A 16,996-nucleotide genomic window follows, 5' to 3' on the forward strand; every position below is an offset into this window, starting at 1 on the left:
AACGCAAATACGAATAATTATTTTTGCAGATATACATGCAGCGGAGATATAAGCTAAGTAAACACAGACTACGCTTATATCTCCGCTTCGTTTTTCAGGAAGTTGAAAGCTTATACTGAATTCCTATCTTTGAAGCATTATCCATTCAAATGATTAAGAGAACCATCTTATTTTTTATAATAGCCCTCGCCGTTAGCAGCTGTGAAAACGATATTGATGCTGTAATGGAGCTGGATTCGAAAAAGGCCGCTACGGAAAACGGGCAGGATATTGTGATTATATTCAGCCAGGGCGGAAAGGTAAATGCGAAATTAACAGGCCCTACGATGGAGCGCGGCCTGGATAAGCCCACTTATGTAGCTTTTAATAACGGGCTGAAAGTGTTTATGTATAACGATTCCCTGGGACTTGAAAGCACACTCTCTGCCAAAAAAGGGAAATTTATGGAAGATGACGGAGATGTATTTCTATCAGATAGCGTGATTGTGATCAATAAGAAAGGAGAACGCCTGGATACAAAGGAACTGAACTGGGACCCGAAAAGAAAGATCTTCTATTCCACAAAAGAAGTGTTTATTAAAACGCCTACCGATTCCCTGCATGGATGGGGACTGGAAGCCAACCAGGACTTCAGCGAAAAGAAGATATTAAAGGTAAGCGGCCCTATTACTGTGCAGGATAGCACCGCTGCGCTCAACTGATATAACGTAAATATCTATACGAAAGAACCCCACCTATATAGGTGGGGTTCTTTCGCTTTAACCTATTTTTTAACCTAAAATTTGACCTTAAAAGTCAATAATTATGCCAGTTTGCTGACTTTCAGCTATTGTTTGCTACCGCTTATAATATTTAGGCAGATGTTGTTCACAATAACGGGGATGGCTATATTAGGCAAAAAATTAGCGCATGGAAACTATCAGCTGGCCCGATTTTGAAAAAGTAGAAATGAGAGTGGGCACTATCCTGGAAGCAAACGACTTTCCCAAAGCACGTAACCCTTCTTACCAGTTAATTATTGATTTTGGGCCGGAAACCGGTATCAGAAAATCATCAGCCCAGATCACCCACCTTTACCGGAAAGAAGATCTTATCGGAAAGCAGATTGTGGCAGTAGTGAACTTCCCGCCAAAACAAATCGCCAACTTTATATCAGAATGCCTCGTGCTGGGGGCCGTGGGCGATAAAAAGGAAGTGGTGTTACTTGAGCCGGGTATAAAAGTGGCAAACGGGCAACGTATAGCTTAATAAATAACCTGTAAAAACTATTTTTATCAGTGATTATAAGTCGATAATAAATTTTAAAATTATCTAATTATAAATTTCAATAATAATATTATTAAAATAATATAATAAGTTATTATCCATTATCATCAGTTTACGAACAATAATACATCGTTCACGGAAATGAAATCTATACTAAAAACCGGCGGTATATCTTTGTTCTAGGTTTTTCATAGGATATGGTTAAAATTATTACAAGGGCGGTATTCTTACCAGCCCTTTTTTTATGTTTTCGCCCGAAAAAACTTCAAAACGGGTAAAATAACTGTTTAAACACCTATTGGGGTTGACAATCAATTATTTGCGGGCTAAAACTCATATGGGAGCTTATCATGAAGCGTTTTTTGGCTCTATACGTTCACCTTCACTTTTCATACGTTTACCGGAAAAATTATATCATTCACTAGAATGGGCATCGCAGTGTGATAAAAATCGACCACCTTTGGTATAGGTTTTTCAATAAAGATATGGTTAAAATTTTTCGGGGCTGTAGTCTTGCAGCCCTGTTTCTTTTTCTAAAGTCCTATTTTCCCTCTGCCTTCTTTCTACACCGGTAATTTCCATAACACATAAAAATATTACGGCCCAACAAACAGATACAGGCGTATATCTGTGTGCCAGGCCGTAGCTTATTGATTTAGAATTGGTTATTTATTGAACTGTTCCGGGTAAGGTTTATCCAGCAGGTGATTATAGATAAAACGGTAAGACTCCCCGGAAGAATGTACACTTTTTAAGCCTCCCCATCCATGGCGTTCGCCGGGATACAGCATAAACTCGAAGTGCTTATTCAGGTTTTCAAGTTTGTCGATCAGCTGGATACAGTTCTGCATGTGCACGTTATCATCCATAGTGCCATGTACAATACGGATCAATCCTTTGTATTTGTCGGCATAGGTCATTACAGAAGTGGCCTTATAGCCTTCAGGGTTCTCTGCCGGAGTGTCCATATAGCGTTCAGTATAGTGGCTGTCGTACAATTGCCAGTCGGTTACCGCAAAATTGGCCATGCCATAGTTAAACACCTCTGCGCCATAGGTGAGGGCCATACAGGTCATATAACCGCCAAAACTTCCACCTGTCATACATATTTTACTGCTATCGGCCCATGGCTGTGAGCGAAGCCATTTTGCGGCGTCCATATAATCCTCAATTTCATATTTACCGAGCTGGCGATGGATGTAGTTCATCCCCATTTTACCCAACTGGCCGCTGCTGCGGTTATCTATGGCTACCTGGATCACTCCTTCCTGGGCCCACCACTGCTGTACATTGCTGTATTTCCAGGTATCATATACCGTACCTGCGTTGGGACCGCCATAAATGCTGATCAGGACCGGGTATTTTTTGCCAGGCTCCATATGGAGGGGCATGGTAATGGTAAGTGGCAAAACCAGTCCATCGCGGGTTTTATAGGTTTGTAAAGTGGTTTTAGCAAGGTTGAAATCACCAAACCTGGTTCCTTTACTGTCGCCCAGTTCTCTTATCAGTTTACCGTTATTATCCAGCAGGGCCATTTTTGAAGGTGTTTGCAGGTTGGAATAGGTAGTGATAAAGTATTTACCTCCTGGCGCCAGTTTGATCACATTATTATAGTTGCCGTTAGTGAGGCGGGTTAATGCGCCGGTTTTTATGCTCACTTTGTACAGGTCGAAGCGGGTAGAGGCTTCTTTGCGGGCAGTGAAGTATACCAGTTGATTTTTTTCATCTATCTGTAATACCTCTTTCACGGTCCAGTTACCGGAAGTCAGCTGCTTTTTAAGGGTACCATCCATATTATGGAGGTAGAGGTGCGACCAGCCTGTTTTATCGCTTTGCAACAAGAAGCCCTGGTTATTTTTCAGGAAAGGAACGGCATCAAACCAGTCGATCCAGGTTTTTTGTCTTTCATCATAGATTTCCTTTTTGGCGCCGCTTTGGGGATTGATGCTGTATATTTTCAGGTTATCCTGTCCGCGGTTCATCCATTGCATCCACAATTGCCGGCTATCGGCGGTCCAGAAAGGCATGCCGAAGTACTGATCGTCGTTTTCGTTGAAATCGGCCCAAACGGTAGGGCCCCCGGTAACCGGTACTACGCCTACTTTCACAGCGGGATTGGGATCGCCGGCTTTTGGGTAACGGGTGTTTTCCAGGTAGCCATGTTGTCCTTTCTCGCTGTAGATAGGGAATACGGGTACTTTGGAATCGTTAAAGTGCATGTAGGCGATCTGCCGGCTGTCGGGGCTCCACCAGAAAGCGCGGTAGCGTGTTGGCCGGCCGAGGATCTCCTCGTAATATACCCATGATGCCCAGCCGTTGTAAATTACATCGGAGCCATCGGTTGTATAGCGGGTTTCTTTTTTAGTGGCTACTTCCACGCTGTAAAGGTCATTGTTCCTGGTAAAAGCCACATATTTTCCATCAGGTGAAAGGGTTGGGTTCTTTTCTTCTGCCGCATCGTTTGTTAAACGGGTGGTATTGCCATCTGCAGCTTTATAAAAAACATCTTTCTCGCGAACCTCTACACTGGGGCCATCTACCGGTGCCGTATAAACGGTTGCTTTACCGGTACGGGCATCTACTGACCATGCCTGCATGCGGCCATTTGCAGCATCGGGGCGCATTTCGAGGTAATGTTCTCCATCTGTCCAATCGCGGATAGCCGGTAACGGTTGGATGATATTGGTAGCCTGGCCTTTAAAAGCCTGTTCAAAAGTAAGATCCTGCTTTTGCTGGGCTTTTAAACAGGGAGCAGTGAGCAGCAATAAGCCTGCACTGCCGATCGTGGTTGGTTTTAACCATTGTTCGCTTCTCATCATTTGTAAAATATCAGGTGGTTGTTTTGTTGTAGTTAGCGGACGAAAATAAGCATAACTAAAAAATAGCGGTCACAATTTACACAAACGGGCAACGCCCGCAAACCGGCAACAGGCCAAATACTGCCAGATATGAAAGATTTACCCGCGATGGTTAATTGGGGCTGTAAATAGCAGTGGAAGCGGTTATCTTTAGTATGGTTTTCATAGGATATGGTCAAAAAATAAGAGGGCTGTAGTCTTACAGCCCTTTTTACTATTTTTGCACTCCATTAGTGCAATTAAATTACTACATGACACAATTATCTGAGCAAGAGATTATACGCCGGGAAAAATTACAGGAGCTGCATAACCTAGGTATAGACCCCTACCCTGCAGCCGAATACCCGGTAAATGATACTTCCGTAAACATAAAAACCAATTATTCGGAAGAAACAAAGGACAAATTCCAGAAAGTATGCCTGGCAGGCCGTATCATGAGCGTTCGTGACATGGGTAAGGCTGCATTTGCCGTTATCCAGGACAGCGTTGGCCGCATCCAGGTATATATCCGCCGGGACGATATCTGCCCTGGGGAAGATAAATCAATGTACGATACCGTATTCAAGAAACTGCTGGATATCAGCGACTTTATAGGCGTAAAAGGCTATGCCTTTATAACCAAAACCGGTGAAACTTCCATCCATGCGAAGGAAATCACCATCCTGTCCAAATCACTGCGCCCCCTGCCAGTGGTAAAAGCCAAAGAGGGAGAAGTATTTGACGAGGTAACAGATCCGGAATTCAAATACCGCCAGCGTTATGCCGACCTGGTAATTAACCCGGAAGTAAAAGAAGTGTTTATTAAACGCACCCGGATCATGCAAACGATCCGTGACTTCTACAACAACCTGGGATACCTGGAAGTGGAAACGCCTATCCTGCAGCCGATTCCCGGTGGGGCAACCGCCCGTCCGTTTATCACGCACCACAATGCGCTGGATATGCCCCTTTATCTTCGTATAGCCAACGAGTTGTACCTGAAACGCCTTATCGTGGGTGGTTTTGAAGGAGTATACGAGTTTGCAAAGGATTTCCGCAACGAAGGAATGGACCGTACGCATAACCCGGAATTTACCGTAATGGAAATGTATGCGGCCTATAAGGATTACGAATGGATGATGCGCACCACAGAATCCCTGCTGGAAAAAATTGCCCTCACCTTACATGGTACCACCCTTGTACAGGTAGGCGATAAAACCATCGATTTCAAAGCGCCTTTCCGCCGGGTATCCATGTATGAAGCCATACAGGAGCATACCGGTTTTGATATTGCCGCAATGGATGAGGCACAGCTGCGCGGCGTGTGCAAACAACTGGGCATCCATGTAGACGCTAAATTCGGCAAAGCCAAACTGATAGATGAAATCTTTGGTGAGAAATGCGAAGGCAACTACATCCAGCCTACCTTTATTACCGATTACCCGGTAGAAATGAGCCCGCTCACCAAGAAACACCGCAGCAAAGCAGGCCTGGTAGAACGTTTTGAGCTGATGGTAAACGGTAAGGAAATTGCCAATGCATATAGTGAGCTGAATGATCCTATTGATCAGCGCGAACGTTTTGAAGAACAGGTAAAGCTGATGGAGCGCGGCGATGATGAAGCCATGTATATCGACTACGATTTCCTGCGCGCCCTGGAATATGGCATGCCGCCTACTTCCGGTATAGGTATAGGTATTGACCGTTTAACCATGCTGATGACCAACCAGCCTTCTATCCAGGATGTGCTCTTCTTCCCGCAGATGAAGCCGGAACAACAGAAATAAGATCATCTTTATAAAATAAAAAGGCGAATGGCTAGGGTCATTCGCCTTTTTGCTTTATCCAGGGGTAAATGTGGCATTAAATTTTCATGAAGCGTTCATATACCAATGCACATCGTTAACTTTAAGTAGTGCTATTAGTATCTTAAAATTAGCCCATATGAAAACATTATTAGTACCCACTGATTTTTCGGATACCGCTTATAATGCCGCTACCTACGCTATTGCCCTGGGAAACAGTTTGGGAGCCACCCGCATTGTATTATACCACGCATATGAGCTGATTGTACCTATTCCGGATGTACCTACCATGATCCCGATGGTAAACCCGGATGATCTGAGAGCTGCCAGCCTGGAAGGGTTGGAGAAAATGAAAACGGAACTGGCGCCCCTTGCCGGGGAAGGCACTACCCTGCTAACACGGGCAGACAATACCCTGCTGGCGGCAACTATTGAAGACGTATGTAAAAATGAGGGGGTAGACCTGATTGTAATGGGCATTACCGGTGGCAGCAAACTGGAGGAAGTACTGGTAGGCTCCAATACGATCGATGTAGTGAAGAATACCAGCTACCCGGTGCTGATCGTGCCCGGGTCTGCAAAATATAAACATATAGAAAAGATCGTTTTCGCGGCAGACCTCCGGAAGGTGGCAGACACCACACCGGTAGAGCCATTGAAAAAACTACTGCATATTTTTAATGCAGAACTGCATGTGATCAATATAGACCATGAAAGCCGGCATTTCAGCACCGACACGCCTTTTGAAACATTGATGCTGGATACGTTACTGGAAGATTTCCAACCGGAATATCACTTCATTGATAATCCCAATGTAGTAGCCGGGATTGCGGAATTTGCCGAAGAAAACAAGGCTGATCTGATTCTTACGATCCCCAAAAAACATGGGTTATTTGAAAGTATTTTTAAACGCAGCCGTACTTCCAAACTGGCGTATCAGACACATATACCACTGTTGACTTTACACGAATAATTTATACTTTTGAAAGATATTAATATTTATAATAACACTATGCTTAAACGTTCATTATTGGTACTGCTGGGCTTCTTTAGCCTGCAGGCAACTCAGGCCCAGCTGCTGAAGAAACTGGGTAAACAACTGGAAACCGCTACCAACAAGAGTAGCAGCACAGGTACCGGTAGTAGTACTTCTATTGCAGGTTTAACGGAATCTGATGCCGGTTCCGCCATCAAGGAGGCGCTCTCAAAAGGAGTGGCTGCCGGTATTGCGAAGCTTAATAAAAAGGATGGTTTTTTTGGAAGTGACATATATAAACTATTACTGCCGGAAGATGCCGTGAAAATCGGTAATACCCTGCGGGCCATTGGTTTGGGTAGTCAGGTAGATAAGGCCATCCTGCAAATTAACCGTTCCGCCGAGAAAGCGGTAGGTTATGCAGCCCCTATTTTCGTAGGCGCTATCAAACAAATGACCCTCACCGACGCGCTTAACCTGGTAAAAGGCGGCAATACATCTGCCACAGATTTCTTTAAAAGCAAAACAACGGATTCCCTGAAAACCGCCTTCCGGCCAGTGATCAAGAAAACGCTGGACAGCACCAGCGCTACCCGTTATTATGCAGATATCGTAAATAGCTACAACAAGCTGCCTACTACCTTCAATAAAGTAAATCCCGACCTGCAGGATTATGTAACTACCATGGCGGTAAATGCTTTATTTGACCAGATAGCGAAAGAGGAACTGGCCATCCGCGCCAATCCTGCTGCAAGAACAACAGATCTGCTAAAGAAAGTGTTCGGCGCCAAATAATAGCAACAATAAAAAAAGAGAGGGCCAGGGAGCATAATTCCCGGCCCTCTCTTTTTTTTATCCTGTAACATTAATAGCTGCCTGCCAGTAATATCTGCCATGCGGCCGCTATGTTCCCTTCATCCAGCAATTTCTTTGCATAATAGTGTAGTTCCTTTTCCATTTCATCCGGCGTTACGCTGTAGTACTGGATAATGTTTTTGAGATGATCATCATGAAAGGTGGCATCTACAAAAGGTACTTCATGAACATTACCCAGTTGCCCCAGGTTGTTGCCGGTAAGAATACGGCTGTTCCGGATGGCCAACGGCAACGCATCTACGCCGATGCCCAGTTTGGTATTGGGTTTAGCCACTTCGAAAACGGCATCACCGGAGGCCCGGCAATAGTAATCACCTCCCATACGGGCCACCAGGTCTATTTTATGCGGATCTATTTTGCCGTTAATGTCCAGTATATTTTCATTGATATGCAGCATTACCGGTTCACAGATCACCAGGTTGCCGGCGCCGCCACCCTGCCCTGTTTCAATAATTTGTTTAACAACACATTCCATTTGCACCGGGCTTTCCTTTACCCGGAACGGTTGTACTTTTTCCGATTTAACCGGGGTAAACCCTGCCTTCTCAAATTCATTTACACCAGCCGGGTATTCACAGCTCGATAAAGAGGCCTGCTGCACCATATTGTAGCTTACCACGTTGATCACCACTTCTTTGGTGGCATATACATTTTCCAGTGTATGCTTTACCGTATTATCACGCACACGGCGTGAGGGGGAAAAGATTAGCGTTGGCGGGTTGGAGCCAAACACGTTGAAGAAGCTGAAGGGCGATAGGTTCGGCTGTCCGCTGGCATCAATCGTGCTGGCAAAGCAAATAGGACGGGGCGCTACTGCGCCCAGTAGGTAAGCATGCAGCTCACTTGTTTTTACCTGTGATGGATCTATCTGCATGGTTATGCTTTTTTCTTAAGTGCCAGCAGGGAAAAGTCGGTATCTTCCTTTACGATGGTATTGGATAAAATGCCCAGGCCGGATACTTCCATTTCCACTACATCGCCGGGTTGCAGCCATTGTTCGGTGTAGTCGGGGTTATTCAGTTTGCCGGTACCATTCAGTTCCAGAAAGCAGCCGGTACCTACCGTGCCGCTGCCAATAATATCGCCGGGCAGGATATTGACCCCATAGGCGCAGCGCTCCACAATTTCTGCGAAGGTCCAGTCCATATCTGCCATACTGCCTTCGCTAACCTGGATGCCGTTCACCTTACAGGTCATTTTCAGGTTGAAGTTATTGCCGGTATGACCGTCTTTCGCAGGCACTTTGAGAGGTTCCAGTTCGTCGGCAGTTACCAGCATAGGGCCTACCACGGTGCTGAAATCCTTGCCTTTGGCGGGTCCCAGGTTAAGCAGCATTTCTTCCATCTGCAGGGTGCGTGCGCTCATATCGTTCATGATCATGTATCCGCCAATGTAATCGTCTGCTTCAGCAGCGGTGATATTACGGCCTGCCTTACAGATAACGATGGCTACTTCCAGTTCAAAATCCAGTTTTTCGAAATGGTCGGGCATACATACTATCTCTCCTGGCCCCTGGATAGCATTATGATTGGTAAAATAGAAGATGGGGTATTGGTCGAACTCCGGGATCATAGGTACTTTGCGGTTACGCCTGGCAGCGGCTACGTGTTGCCGGAATGCGTATCCATCCCTGCAGGAAGTAGGGAATGGTACCGGCGAAAGCAATTGCACGCTGTTTACGGGAATGCCGGTAGCAGAGCCCGGGTGCTTACCTTCCTTCAGGAGGGCATCGGTCTGTTTGGCAATCTCTATTACCTCTTCCCACATCATGAGGAACATGCCCATATTGTTAGGCAGGTCGGGGTGCAGTTCCTGTGTATTGTATAACAAACCGTTTACCAGGATGGCCAGCTGGTCTGTTTCTTCTCTTAAATAACTTACTAATTTCATGGTTTGGTAATTGTTCTGGTTGTATGAAGGATCAAATATAAGAATGGCAGTTAAAAGCAGTGGCTATTTTTTTGCCTGCCGGCGAATTACTTTATATTTATAAACAGAACCACCAATATGCGTTGCTGTTTGCTGCTACTCCTGATGTATGGCCAGTTATCGATTGCGCAGGCCCAGCCCCGCACAGATACGCTGCTGAAAAACCTGCTGGACCGCGAGGCTTCTCCCGCACTCCGGCACATCCTGCAATATCCTGATTCATTCCGCTATCAGCTTATCTATACGCAGATCGACCGGGATGCCCGTAACCGTCCGCATTTTAAGAGCTACTACCTGGAAGTAGACAGCAAAAAGTATTTTAACCCGGCCAGCACGGTGAAGTTACCTATTGCGTTGCTGGCGCTGGAAAAGATGCACGAGCTACAGGTGCCCGGGCTCCGCAGGAATACGCCTATGCTCACAGACAGTGCCTGGCAGGGGCAGGTAACTGTGCATACAGACAGCTCGGCTGCGGATCTGCTGCCATCGGTAGAGCACTATATCAAAAAAATATTCCTGGTCAGTGATAACGACGCTTACAACAGGCTGTATGAATTTGTGGGCCAGCAAACCATCCATGAAAAGCTTTGGGCAAAAGGATATAAGGATGTACGTATTGTGCGCCGGTTTATGCCGCTCACGGAAGAAGAGAACCGGCATACCAATCCCGTGCGTTTTGTGGATAACGGGAAGCTGGTATACGAACAACCGGCGGCATACAGCAGCCTGACATTCGATTTCAGCAGGGAAGTAAAGCTGGGGCAGGCTTACCTGGATAAAAACGACAGGCTGATATTTACCCCGATGGATTTCACCAAACATAATAACCTGCCGCTTGTTGATTTGCAGCAGCTGTTGCAGTCTGTACTATTTCCTGCCAGTGTGCCGGTATCACAGCGGTTTGATATTTCGGAAGATGATTACCGTTTTTTATACCGTTATATGTCGCAATACCCGTCTGAAACCCTGTGGCCGAAGTATGACACCGCAGAGTATTACGACAGTTATACGAAATTCTTTTTTTTCAAGGCGGGGAAGAAAAGCATTCCTCCGTATATACGTGTATTTAATAAAGCCGGCTGGTCATACGGCTTCCTTACGGATGCGGCCTATATTGTAGACTTTAAGCATGAAGTGGAGTTTATGCTTACGGGCAATATTTATGTGAACCGGGACGGTGTTTTAAATGATAATAAATATGAATATGAAGAAGAGGGGCACCCTTTTTTCAGGGAAGTGGGGGAAATAATTTACAGGTATGAATTGGAGCGCAGGCGGAAACACCGGCCTGATCTGCAAAATTTCAGGATAAACTATAAAGAATGACGGCAGTGGGATAAATAGAATTTATAGTGAGCGAAATAATCCATGAACGTTGTATTTTTGCGTTCGATAATGACAGCCATCTTCAAAATGCGCATCATTTTTGAGGCGGCTGCCAGGGTAAATAAGGAAGGTTTTATTCATATCCCGTAACTGCACTCTAAAATTTGGGAGCTATGAAGTTTGAAAAGATTAAGAACAAAGGACAGGCAAGATTATTTGAAAGCCAGTATCTTGAGATGCTTACCAAAACGCATCCATTGGTGATCTGGGGGCTGTATCTGCCCATTATTGGCTATATGCTCTATTATAGCCACAACACCTTGGGTTTTACACCCGGTACAGTTGCAGGTATATTCGTTGGGGCCATGTTATTCTGGTCGTTTTTTGAATATATTATGCACCGCTTTTTGTTTCACTTTGCGAGTGATAACCCCAGGGTGCAGCGTTTCATTTATGTAATGCATGGTAATCACCATGAGTACCCGAGAGACAAGCAGCGTTTATTTATGCCTCCGGTGCCCAGCCTGATACTGGCTTCCGCCATCTTTGGCATGCAGTATATCTTCCTGCGTGAAATCACATTTATGTTTTTCCCGGGCTTTCTCCTGGGATACCTGATCTACGGCAGCATGCACTACGCTATTCATGCGTGGAACCCGCCCCTGAAGTTTATGAAGCCGCTGTGGCGCAATCACCATCTTCACCATTATAAAAGTGAGGATAAAGGCTTTGGGGTAAGTTCTTCCGTATGGGATCATGTATTCGGCACTTTCTTCGACCTGGAAAAGGAAAAAGAGGATAAGGAAAAAGTGAAGGAACTGACATTTTAAGTTTTAAAAGAAGAGGGGTGATGCGGAAGCATCACCCCTCTTCTTTTACCATCTTTCTTCATCGTCGGGCAAATCATGTTGTTTGTAGGTAGCCCGGGATATTATTTTTTGCAGTTGTCTTTCTATGATCAGCGCTGCGATGGCTTTATACGGATCTTCTCCCGTAGTTGCCGCATCTTCCAGTATTCCTTTCACTTTTTTTTCCGCTACATCCGTACGATATAGCAGGAAAATGAACCTGGAGAAATCTTCGCTGATCAGTTGCTGTAGTTTGCCTGCGAGTATCTCCCCAAGTTGTTCATAACTAACATTCACGGGTACACTTATTTCAAAGTTGTCCTGTGCCCATGCGGCTGTTTCCCGGAGATATTGCGCTGGCAGTGGAGTCATTACTTCATCTGTTTTATTTTATACGATGCATTGGTAACTACTTTTACCGGTACTTTCAGGTCGTGTTTAATGCGTTTCGCCTTATCCGCTTTATAGGTATAGTTACCTGACATCTCGGTGTTTTGCACGCAGATGCTTGGTAAGCCGCTGCTGCGGTTGATCAGGTAATTGGAAGAAGTGGTACCGCTGATCTCCGCGGTAGCTTTGATACCATCATCGAGGGTAAGCATTTGTACCTTGTCTGTATTGATTTTCGAGGTACCGCCAACTTTGGCGGTTTGTGCATCCCAGGTTTGCAGGTTCCAGTAAAGGTCTATCCGGCCTACAAGCCCGCTGCGCAGTGGCACATTTTCTTCCCATTGCGTACCGGTTTTAATGCCATGTGCAGGATACATGATGAGCAGCTGTTCCAGCCAGCTTTGGAATGCTTCTGTTCCAAACTGGTCTTTCATCAGTTTTTTATAGGCTTCCTGTTCATCTTTTTTGAGCGAGCTGAAAGCGCTGGAGGCATTGTCCAATATGCCTTCCAGGCCATCTATTTTATTGATGATCCCGGTGGATTGAATTTCCACGGTGAAGGGTTGGTCCAATACTTTTTTCAGGCCGGCCTGGAAAGGTTCCTCCTGTTTGGTGACCTTTGCATCTACATAGATGTTCTGGTTTTTAGCGTTGAAATTGAACTTAAGATCTTTATAGCGAAAGGTGAGCGTGGTTTTACCTGGTTCCACGGCGGTTACTTCCATGGCAATGATGTTGTTATAATCGCGGGTGGTCCGTTGCACCACTTCATTCACCGTCATATAGGTTTCACTGCGGCTCTTCTGTTCCAGTTCAAACAGTTCGCCTTTATTGAACTTATAATTCAGGTCCACGTATTCCTGTGCTTTAACGGATAAAGACAGTGTTACTACCATTGCAATCAGTCCCAGGATTCTTTTCATTATCATGTTTATTTTATCAGACATATTTTTCAATCACTCCCAGGCCAAATAAGGCGAAGTCATATTTGGCAGGATCGTCAGGATCCAGTTTCTTCAGCTGGTGCGTGAGCGCGGTGGCTGTTTTCCAGTCGGCCTTCGCCTCCTCTATTATCCCCAGCCTGGTGGCCACCCTGCTTACATGTACATCCATCGGGCATACCAGTTGCGAAGGTGATATGTGCTGCCAAAGTCCAAAATCCACGCCATTTTCATCATTTCTCACCATCCAGCGTAAATACATATTCAATCGCTTGCAGGCGGAGTTCTTTGCCGGGGTAGCAATGTGCTTGGTAGTCCTTTCCGGGTGCTCCAGGGCAAAAAACACTTTCCTGAATCCTATCAGGGCTTTTTCCACGTTTTCATCCTGGGGGGTGATGTGCGCACTGAAGGCAAATTCCAGCGATGTTACATTCATGTAATAATGCTGGAGGAATTCTACAAAATACAGCAGATCCAGGCCGTTGAAGGTGCGGTGGCAAAAGGAAAGTAATTTCATACGGTCTTTCGGCTGGTGATGACGGATAAAATCATACGGCGAGTCATCCATCATTTTCATCAGCTCTGTGCATTTGTTGATGATACTGGTACGGTTTCCCCAAGCCAGTATAGCTGCAAAAAGGCCGGCGATTTCAATATCCTGCAATACACTAAACCGGTGCGGTATGCTAACTGGATCGTTAGCTATAAAGTCCGGGTGATTATAATATGCCGCCTTGGCATCTAAGAACTCCCTTAGTTTCTGGATCTTCATAAGTTAAATCACGTGTATTACCATAAGCCTTTTTATACCGGAATTCTCTATTCAGATATAAAAGGGCGCTGGATATGGTTAGGATAAATATTTACGCTCCCGGTAAAGATAATTTTTACCGCATAAGAATTAAAATCTATTACTTAACCGATGGCTTTTGCGAGATCGCCGGTCAGGTCGTCAGCATCTTCAATACCCACGCTCAGCCGGATCAGGGAGTCGGCCAGGCCGTTCTTTACTCTTTCTTCACGGGGAATGGAGGCATGCGTCATGCTGGCAGGATGGCCTATCAGCGATTCTACTCCGCCCAGTGATTCTGCCAGGGCAAACAGCTGGGTATTGCTCAGTATCCGGTTGGCTGCTTCGAGGCTATCATCTTTCAGGGTAAAAGACATCATTCCGCCGAAGCCTCTCATCTGTTGTTTAGCGATATCATGATTGGGGTGGTCGGTGAATCCCGGCCAGTATACCTTATCCACTTTGGGGTGGTTGCGGAGGAAGTGGGCTACCACTTCACCGTTTTCACAATGGCGCTGCATACGCACATGTAATGTTTTAATGCCGCGCAGTACCAGGAAGCTGTCTTGCGGACCAGGCACAGCGCCGCAGCTGTTCTGGATAAAATACAACTGTTTGGCGAGTTCTTCATTTTTTACAATCACTACACCGTGCACCACGTCGCTATGTCCTCCCAGGTATTTGGTGGCTGAATGCAGAACGATATCGGCGCCCAGGTCCAGCGGATTTTGCAGGTAAGGCGATGCAAAGGTGTTATCCACGCAAAGGATTACTTCGCTTTTGCGGGCTATGGTGGCGCAGGCTGTAATATCTATGATCTTTAAAAGCGGGTTGGTAGGGGTTTCCAGCCATATCATCCGGGTTTGAGGGGTAATATGGGACTCTATGTTCCTGGCATCAGACATGTCTATAAACCGGAACCTGATACCATAGCGTTCAAACACTTTGGTAAAGATCCGGTAGGTACCCCCATAGAGGTCGTTGGTGGCAATCACCTCATCGCCGGGGCTCAGGAGCTTCATCACCGCGTCTGTGGCAGCAAGACCGCTGCCAAAAGAGATGCCGTGCGTACCGTTTTCAATGGCCGCCAATGCGTTCTGGAGGGCGTCGCGGGTAGGATTCTGCGTCCGGGCGTATTCATAGCCCTTATGCACCCCCGGCGCACTCTGCACATAGGTGGATGTTTGAAAGATCGGCGTCATAATAGCGCCGGTTGACGGATCGGGAGCTACACCTGCGTGTATGAGTTTTGTACCCAGCTTCATGTCTTAAATAGTTTAGAATGATCAATTTCTGGCGGTTCTCAAATATACTCCAGTTTTTGCGATTGATGGGGTTACAATTGATAAAGGGTAAACTTGTCCATTTTAGCTGACATCAGGATATGGACGCATAAATTTCAACGCTTACGAACATTTTTATATCGTTCACCAATTAGCTACTAACGGATATGGGTAATCGCGCTACATTTGTTTCAGGTTTTTCATAGGATATGGTTAAAATTCTTAAGGCGGTATTCTTACCGCTTTTTCCTTTTAAAGCAATAACTGTGTAAACAGTTTTCGTATAAACGTTACCGGGGCGAAGTAATTGCAGTGTGCTACTGCTTTACTTCGCCCCGGCGGCATTTTATATGGAAGGTGTTACTTCTTTTTTGCAACAGCGGTTTCTGTCCATTTAATGGGCAGGCTTACGCTTACTTTATCCCAGGCAATGATAAGATTTGCACCCGGATCTCCTTTTTCAAATACCATTGTAAAGGCTTCTACCGGTGTATCCAGCGATAAAACAGGAAGGGCGGTTCTTACCACATCTTTTTTCTGATCGTATTTAAAAGCTCCCCATACATCAGTGTCTTTATTCAGGATAATGGTCCATGTTTTTTCTGTTGGAATGGCATACAGGGTATAACGTCCTTTCGGAATGTTTTTACCGGCAATGATCACAGGTCTGAAAAATTCAATTTCTGTAGCTTCATTGGCGCCCAACCGCCATATTTTACCATATTCTTCCAGGTTTCCGAAGATATCCCTTCCTTTTGTCTGGGGACGGCTGTAAACAACCCTGGCCACCAGGGTGCCCGGTTCGCCTTTTACTTTTACAACATAGGGATACATTACAGGGTAATAGGCCATATCCATCGGGCTGGCATCGAGTGGTGGTAGTTTTTTATCCTGTGCAGCAGCGCTGAAACTGATCAAACCTGCTACAAAGGCAAAAAGGAGAACTTTTTTCATCATCCTGGAAAGCTTTATTTCTTTTATAGATTGTTGGCGGCAAACCTACTTTTTTTTAGGGAATCTGAAAAGCGTAGTTCTCTCATTTAACAAGCCGTTAGCGGTTTTCGGTTTGCAGCAGTTCTTTCACATAAGCCTGCAGCCCGGGAAAGAAATCCTGGTAGCATTCTTTCAGTGCGGCATAATGCTCCATGAACACAGCAAATACAATACTGTTGTCGGTTTCCAGGTACCTGGCGCGACGAGCTACTCCCCTGATGGATCTGGAAATGCCTTCGGTGGTATGGTAATTATACAGCCAGTTATAGGCCTGCATGTGCTCAAACATCTGCAGGAAAGCCGGCGGCAGTTGTTGCGTGCGCTGGTTCACCTGGCTGTAAACGTAACGGGCAAACGAATATAATGAGTTGTTGGTAAAGCGCTCAGGATCAGTGGCCAGGAAGTGATCGTACACCAGGTCCGTAAATACGCCGCTGTATAATCCACAGGATGGACGGAAAAATTGTTTAGCCCTGGCTGTTATAGGGTGTTGGTCAGTAAAGTTGTCGATAGCCCTGTGTATACGGATGCCCTGCTGTATCCCTTCCGGGTAGGCCGACAGGCCTTTTTTCCCCTTTACAAAATCGGCAATGAGATTACCGGTGATCAGTTCCGGCTGGTTAAACGATAAATAAGCATGGGCCAGGTAGTTCATCGTCTCAAGGTACGTATTTATACGCCAATTGGCAGTGGCTGGTCTGTTTACCCTGTAGCCTTATCCATTTTAACAATTTCT

At 45.6% G+C, this 16,996-nt stretch carries 16 protein-coding genes; 7 read left to right on the forward strand and 9 right to left on the reverse strand.

Annotated features, from left to right (window positions below):
* Positions 1-149: 149 nt before the first annotated feature.
* A complete protein-coding gene (lptC, locus tag VIM72_RS26705; protein ID WP_332005870.1) occupies positions 150-701 on the forward strand; it encodes an LPS export ABC transporter periplasmic protein LptC in 552 nt (183 codons plus the stop codon).
* Between the two features lie 208 nt (positions 702-909).
* Positions 910-1,248, forward strand: coding sequence for a tRNA-binding protein (locus tag VIM72_RS26710; RefSeq protein WP_332005871.1), 339 nt, complete (start codon positions 910-912; stop codon positions 1,246-1,248).
* Between the two features lie 683 nt (positions 1,249-1,931).
* Here VIM72_RS26710 and VIM72_RS26715 read toward each other — a convergent pair.
* The gene (locus tag VIM72_RS26715) at positions 1,932-4,085 is read right to left on the reverse strand and encodes a S9 family peptidase (protein ID WP_332005872.1); all 2,154 of its coding nucleotides are present in this window, start codon (positions 4,083-4,085) and stop codon (positions 1,932-1,934) included.
* 290 nt (positions 4,086-4,375) lie between these two features.
* Between VIM72_RS26715 and lysS the strand changes: the two genes are divergently transcribed.
* From lysS to VIM72_RS26730, 3 genes are all read left to right on the forward strand, one after another.
* Positions 4,376-5,890 (forward strand): lysine--tRNA ligase, encoded by a 1,515-nt coding sequence (lysS, locus tag VIM72_RS26720; RefSeq protein WP_332005873.1) that lies wholly within the window; start codon positions 4,376-4,378, stop codon positions 5,888-5,890.
* Between the two features lie 157 nt (positions 5,891-6,047).
* Positions 6,048-6,881: a universal stress protein gene (locus VIM72_RS26725; RefSeq protein ID WP_332005874.1), complete on the forward strand. Its 834-nt coding sequence runs from the start codon at positions 6,048-6,050 to the stop codon at positions 6,879-6,881.
* Positions 6,882-6,920: 39 nt separating this feature from the next.
* Positions 6,921-7,679, forward strand: a complete 759-nt coding sequence (locus tag VIM72_RS26730; RefSeq protein ID WP_332005875.1) for a DUF4197 domain-containing protein — start codon at positions 6,921-6,923, stop codon at positions 7,677-7,679.
* Between the two features lie 70 nt (positions 7,680-7,749).
* On the opposite strand, the gene VIM72_RS26735 is transcribed toward VIM72_RS26730, so the two are convergent.
* Complete coding sequence (locus tag VIM72_RS26735; RefSeq protein ID WP_332005876.1) at positions 7,750-8,634, reverse strand: flavin reductase family protein; 885 nt, start codon at positions 8,632-8,634, stop codon at positions 7,750-7,752.
* A 2-nt stretch (positions 8,635-8,636) separates the two neighbouring features.
* On the reverse strand, positions 8,637-9,650 hold the full coding sequence (locus VIM72_RS26740; RefSeq protein WP_332005877.1) for a fumarylacetoacetate hydrolase family protein: 1,014 nt from the start codon (positions 9,648-9,650) through the stop codon (positions 8,637-8,639).
* 117 nt (positions 9,651-9,767) lie between these two features.
* Between VIM72_RS26740 and VIM72_RS26745 the strand changes: the two genes are divergently transcribed.
* Together VIM72_RS26745 and VIM72_RS26750 are read left to right on the forward strand one after the other, a co-directional pair.
* Positions 9,768-11,015 carry a serine hydrolase gene (locus VIM72_RS26745; RefSeq protein WP_332005878.1) on the forward strand — a complete coding sequence of 416 codons (1,248 nt, stop codon included), beginning with the start codon at positions 9,768-9,770 and terminating at the stop codon, positions 11,013-11,015.
* Between the two features lie 173 nt (positions 11,016-11,188).
* Positions 11,189-11,845, forward strand: a complete 657-nt coding sequence (locus VIM72_RS26750; RefSeq protein ID WP_332005879.1) for a sterol desaturase family protein — start codon at positions 11,189-11,191, stop codon at positions 11,843-11,845.
* A 45-nt stretch (positions 11,846-11,890) separates the two neighbouring features.
* Here VIM72_RS26750 and VIM72_RS26755 read toward each other — a convergent pair whose 3' ends face one another.
* The 6 genes from VIM72_RS26755 to VIM72_RS26780 form a co-directional block, all read right to left on the reverse strand.
* A complete protein-coding gene (locus tag VIM72_RS26755) occupies positions 11,891-12,235 on the reverse strand; it encodes a hypothetical protein (RefSeq protein ID WP_332005880.1) in 345 nt (114 codons plus the stop codon).
* Positions 12,235-13,176, reverse strand: coding sequence for a DUF6263 family protein (locus VIM72_RS26760; RefSeq protein ID WP_332005881.1), 942 nt, complete (start codon positions 13,174-13,176; stop codon positions 12,235-12,237). Before VIM72_RS26760 ends, VIM72_RS26755 begins: the two co-directional genes overlap by 1 nt.
* 16 nt (positions 13,177-13,192) lie before the next feature.
* A complete protein-coding gene (locus tag VIM72_RS26765) occupies positions 13,193-13,966 on the reverse strand; it encodes a TIGR02757 family protein (protein ID WP_332005882.1) in 774 nt (257 codons plus the stop codon).
* Positions 13,967-14,109: 143 nt separating this feature from the next.
* A complete protein-coding gene (locus VIM72_RS26770; protein WP_332005883.1) occupies positions 14,110-15,249 on the reverse strand; it encodes a cystathionine gamma-synthase in 1,140 nt (379 codons plus the stop codon).
* Positions 15,250-15,627: 378 nt separating this feature from the next.
* Positions 15,628-16,221 (reverse strand): DUF2911 domain-containing protein, encoded by a 594-nt coding sequence (locus VIM72_RS26775; protein ID WP_332005884.1) that lies wholly within the window; start codon positions 16,219-16,221, stop codon positions 15,628-15,630.
* 97 nt (positions 16,222-16,318) lie between these two features.
* The gene (locus tag VIM72_RS26780; protein ID WP_332005885.1) at positions 16,319-16,915 is read right to left on the reverse strand and encodes an ACP phosphodiesterase; all 597 of its coding nucleotides are present in this window, start codon (positions 16,913-16,915) and stop codon (positions 16,319-16,321) included.
* Positions 16,916-16,996 lie beyond the last annotated feature (81 nt).

Origin of the sequence: Chitinophaga sp., from assembly GCF_036569185.1 — a bacterium.
Classification (GTDB): Bacteria; Bacteroidota; Bacteroidia; order Chitinophagales; family Chitinophagaceae; genus Chitinophaga.

What these genes read in the sequence shown, in the direction of transcription:
- lptC (WP_332005870.1), top strand. Translation starts at nt 150, where the DNA reads ATGATTAAGAGAACCATCTTATTTTTTATAATAGCCCTCGCCGTTAGC.
- VIM72_RS26710 (WP_332005871.1), top strand. Translation starts at nt 910, where the DNA reads ATGGAAACTATCAGCTGGCCCGATTTTGAAAAAGTAGAAATGAGAGTG.
- VIM72_RS26715 (WP_332005872.1), bottom strand. Translation starts at nt 4,085, where the DNA reads ATGATGAGAAGCGAACAATGGTTAAAACCAACCACGATCGGCAGTGCA.
- lysS (WP_332005873.1), top strand. Translation starts at nt 4,376, where the DNA reads ATGACACAATTATCTGAGCAAGAGATTATACGCCGGGAAAAATTACAG.
- VIM72_RS26725 (WP_332005874.1), top strand. Translation starts at nt 6,048, where the DNA reads ATGAAAACATTATTAGTACCCACTGATTTTTCGGATACCGCTTATAAT.
- VIM72_RS26730 (WP_332005875.1), top strand. Translation starts at nt 6,921, where the DNA reads ATGCTTAAACGTTCATTATTGGTACTGCTGGGCTTCTTTAGCCTGCAG.
- VIM72_RS26735 (WP_332005876.1), bottom strand. Translation starts at nt 8,634, where the DNA reads ATGCAGATAGATCCATCACAGGTAAAAACAAGTGAGCTGCATGCTTAC.
- VIM72_RS26740 (WP_332005877.1), bottom strand. Translation starts at nt 9,650, where the DNA reads ATGAAATTAGTAAGTTATTTAAGAGAAGAAACAGACCAGCTGGCCATC.
- VIM72_RS26745 (WP_332005878.1), top strand. Translation starts at nt 9,768, where the DNA reads ATGCGTTGCTGTTTGCTGCTACTCCTGATGTATGGCCAGTTATCGATT.
- VIM72_RS26750 (WP_332005879.1), top strand. Translation starts at nt 11,189, where the DNA reads ATGAAGTTTGAAAAGATTAAGAACAAAGGACAGGCAAGATTATTTGAA.
- VIM72_RS26755 (WP_332005880.1), bottom strand. Translation starts at nt 12,235, where the DNA reads ATGACTCCACTGCCAGCGCAATATCTCCGGGAAACAGCCGCATGGGCA.
- VIM72_RS26760 (WP_332005881.1), bottom strand. Translation starts at nt 13,176, where the DNA reads ATGAAAAGAATCCTGGGACTGATTGCAATGGTAGTAACACTGTCTTTA.
- VIM72_RS26765 (WP_332005882.1), bottom strand. Translation starts at nt 13,966, where the DNA reads ATGAAGATCCAGAAACTAAGGGAGTTCTTAGATGCCAAGGCGGCATAT.
- VIM72_RS26770 (WP_332005883.1), bottom strand. Translation starts at nt 15,249, where the DNA reads ATGAAGCTGGGTACAAAACTCATACACGCAGGTGTAGCTCCCGATCCG.
- VIM72_RS26775 (WP_332005884.1), bottom strand. Translation starts at nt 16,221, where the DNA reads ATGAAAAAAGTTCTCCTTTTTGCCTTTGTAGCAGGTTTGATCAGTTTC.
- VIM72_RS26780 (WP_332005885.1), bottom strand. Translation starts at nt 16,915, where the DNA reads ATGAACTACCTGGCCCATGCTTATTTATCGTTTAACCAGCCGGAACTG.